Here is a 3,733-nt window from a genome sequence, read left to right as displayed (position 1 = left end):
ACATACTGTGGCATTTTACAACGTAGAGAATTTGTTTGACACCATCAACCAAGCTAATTACGACGAAGAATATTTACCTCAAAGTGGCTGGACTTCGAAAAAATACAATCAAAAATTAAACAATCTCGCAAGGGTAATTGCTGTAATCGGAACGAACGATCAACAAAAAGAGCCTCCTACTATTTTAGGCGTTTGTGAAGTTGAGAACAAAGGTGTTTTGGAAGACTTAGTAAAAAATCCACAAATTGCCAGTAAAGACTATGGAGTGGTTCATTTTGATTCGCCCGACAAGCGTGGTATCGACGTGGGATTGTTATACCAAAAAAAACACTTTAAACCTACGAGTTACATAAACGTACCTTTATACGTTTACCAAAATGAAGTAGAAACTTCTAAAAAAGAGGATAAAGAGGGTGAAGATGCTGATAAAGCTAATGTTAATTTTGATGCAGTAAGTAAGCGAATTTATACCAGAGATCAGTTGTTAGTAACCGGTTTATTGGATGGTGAAGAAGTTCATTTTATCGTAAATCATTGGCCTTCACGTTCTGGAGGTGAAAAGAGAAGTAGTCCATATCGCGAAGCGGCAGGTAGATTGAACCGTAAGATTATGGATTCTTTATTTAAAATCAATCCTAACGCCAAGATTATTACCATGGGTGACTTAAACGATGGAACTTATAATAAAAGTGTGAAAGAAGGAATTGGGGCCAAGTTGAAAAAAAGTGAAGTAAAAAAGAAAGGCATCTATAACCCTTTCGAACAAATGGCAAAAGATGGAAACGCAACTTTGTTCTACAGAGATTCAGGTGACATTTTTGACCAAATTATGTTGAGTGAAGCCTACATAACAAATGATTTTTCAGGATGGCAATATTGGAAAGCAGGAATTTACAACAAACAGTTTTTAATTCAAACCACTGGTCAATATAAAGGATATCCGCTGCGAAATTCTCCTAGCCAACCCGGATTTAGTGATCACTTTCCGGTGTATGTTTACCTGATTAAGGAAGTAAAATAGATAAAGTTTTAAAGGTTGGTTTATGCCAACCTTTTTTATTTTTGTAAATTGCATCAAAAAATTATGGCCATTACCAAACCTTTCAATTTGACTAAATGGATCGATGCAAATCGGCATTTGCTCAAACCACCTGTAGGAAATAAAAACATCTACGTAGATTCGGAGGATTATATAGTAATGATAGTTGCCGGTCCAAATGCCCGAAAGGATTACCATTACAACGAAACAGAAGAGTTGTTTTTTCAACTCGAAGGTTCGATTACCGTTTATGTTCAAGAAGAAGGAAAAAAAGTAGCGATGCCACTTCACGCCGGCGATATGTATTTGCATCCCGCAAAAACGCCTCATTCTCCCGTTCGAAGCGAAAATTCAATTGGATTAGTAATCGAAAAGAAGCGAAATGGGCAACAATTAAGGGATGGTTTGCTTTGGTTTTGCGAAAATTGCAATCATAAATTACATGAAGTGTACTTTGAACTGAACGATATCGAAGAAGATTTTTTGCCACACTTTAAGCAGTTTTATAATTCAGATGAACTTCGAACTTGCAAACAATGCGGCACCGTGATGGAAACAGATCCTAAATTTTCGGATAAAAAATAACAACGCATTTTAAATTTATACTGCATTGAAAAGGATTCAGTAATTGCCTATTAAACAATTTTCGTTCGCATATTTCTCACAAAATAGCTAACTTCGCAAAAAAATAATACAAAATCTAGTAAATAAGTTATAAATGACAACAATTGCAGATCAGTTTGGAATGCAGGAAGCCTTAAAAGAATTGGGCATTCAAGCAGAAAATCAAGGAACATCAACCGGAAATTCATGGTTTGCCAATGGCTCACTTTTGGAAAGTTATTCGCCCGTGGATGGACAATTAATCGCAAAAGTAAAAACCACAACAGCCGATGATTACGAGAAAGTAATGCAGTCGGCAACTGAGGCTTTTAAAACTTTTCGTGTAATGCCAGCGCCACAACGAGGCGAGATTGTGCGACAGTTTGGCGAAAAATTACGTCAAAAGAAGGAAGCTTTAGGGAAATTGGTTTCTTACGAAATGGGAAAATCACTTCAAGAAGGTTTTGGCGAAGTTCAGGAAATGATTGACATCTGTGATTTTGCAGTGGGACTTTCGCGCCAACTTCACGGCTTGACCATGCATTCTGAACGACCAGGACATCGTATGTACGAACAATACCACTCACTTGGGGTTGTGGGAATTATTTCGGCGTTTAACTTTCCTGTGGCAGTTTGGGCTTGGAACACGGCGTTGGCTTGGATTGCAGGCGATGTTTGCGTATGGAAACCTTCCGAAAAAACACCACTTTGCGGCATCGCGTGTCAAAATATTATTGCCGAAGTTTTAAAAGAAAACAACCTCCCAGAGGGAATTTCTTGCCTGATCAATGGCGATTATAAAATTGGTGAATTGATGACTGCCGACAAGCGTATTCCGTTAGTTTCAGCTACTGGGTCAACTCGAATGGGTAAAATCGTAGCACAAGCCGTAGCAGGACGTTTAGGGAAATCATTATTGGAATTAGGTGGAAACAACGCCATCATTGTAACTCCAGATGCCGATATCAAAATGACTGTTATTGGAGCAGTTTTCGGAGCAGTAGGAACAGCCGGACAGCGTTGTACATCAACCCGAAGACTGATTATTCACGAAAGTATTTATGATAAAGTAAAAGATGCGATTGTTTCGGCTTACGGCCAATTGAAAATTGGAAATCCCTTGGATCAAAACAATCACGTCGGTCCGCTTATTGATACGCATGCGGTGGAAATGTATCAAAAAGCATTAGAAAAAGTGGTTGCCGAAGGCGGGAACATTCTGGTAGAAGGTGGTGTTCTTTCAGGACAAGGGTACGAAAGTGGTTGTTATGTAAAACCAGCGATTGCCGAAGCTGATAACAGTTTTGAAATCGTACAACACGAAACTTTTGCTCCTGTTTTATATCTGTTGAAATATTCAGGAACTGTAGAAAATGCATTAGAGTTACAAAACGGAGTTGCTCAAGGTTTGTCTTCTGCAATTATGACCAATAATTTGCGTGAAGCCGAGTATTTTCTTTCTGTTCAAGGTTCTGATTGCGGTATTGCAAATGTAAACATAGGTACTTCTGGAGCAGAAATCGGAGGTGCATTTGGTGGCGAAAAAGAAACGGGCGGAGGTAGAGAATCAGGTTCGGATGCTTGGAAAATTTACATGAGACGACAAACCAATACCATCAATTATACTACAAGTTTGCCTTTGGCACAAGGTATTAAATTTGATTTGTAAAACTTGAATTAGCTCATAAATAAATACCATTGAAAAGAATATGCCTCAAAAGTTAGATACTATTTGGGGCATTTTTTATGGAAAGAAAATGAAGTATGCTTATGCATTTAAGTTAGCTCGTGTAGCGTTGGTATTTTTGAAACAGTATTCAACATCGGTATCCTTGAGGATTGAAACAAGCGCTAAGACCTAATGCCAATTGAAAATATAATTTGAATCCACCTTATTATAAAAGCTAGACATAAAATCCAATTTAAACAAAATGAGCCCGAAAAACATCGAGCTCATTATTGTCAAAAGGTAATGTGGTCAAAAATAGTTGGTAATTTTTCAATTTAAATTAATTATATTACCACATCAAACTGAAGAGGACATTGGCTCTGCTGAGGAGCAACCAATCAGCAATAAGTTTGACACATATA

General features: G+C 37.7%; 3 protein-coding genes. All 3 read left to right on the top strand.

All coding sequences use genetic code 11. The features are described 5' to 3' along the window. Positions 1-1,021: endonuclease/exonuclease/phosphatase family protein (locus ACIQ2X_RS14595; protein WP_396179685.1), on the top strand; the 1,021-nt coding region annotated here is incomplete at its 5' end. 63 nt (positions 1,022-1,084) lie between these two features. Continuing rightward, complete coding sequence (locus ACIQ2X_RS14590) at positions 1,085-1,624, top strand: 3-hydroxyanthranilate 3,4-dioxygenase (protein WP_396179684.1); 540 nt, start codon at positions 1,085-1,087, stop codon at positions 1,622-1,624. 133 nt (positions 1,625-1,757) lie between these two features. Further along, entirely contained in the window at positions 1,758-3,311 is a 1,554-nt protein-coding gene (locus ACIQ2X_RS14585; protein ID WP_396179683.1) for an aldehyde dehydrogenase family protein, read from the top strand. The last annotated feature ends 422 nt before the right edge of the window (positions 3,312-3,733 follow it).

Source organism: Flavobacterium sp. (assembly GCF_044368625.1).
Taxonomy (GTDB): Bacteria; Bacteroidota; Bacteroidia; order Flavobacteriales; family Flavobacteriaceae; genus Flavobacterium.
Note: the sequence above shows the minus strand (reverse complement) of the source record. Positions and strands in the feature narration are given on the sequence as shown.

What these genes read in the sequence shown, in the direction of transcription:
- ACIQ2X_RS14590 (WP_396179684.1), top strand. Translation starts at nt 1,085, where the DNA reads ATGGCCATTACCAAACCTTTCAATTTGACTAAATGGATCGATGCAAAT.
- ACIQ2X_RS14585 (WP_396179683.1), top strand. Translation starts at nt 1,758, where the DNA reads ATGACAACAATTGCAGATCAGTTTGGAATGCAGGAAGCCTTAAAAGAA.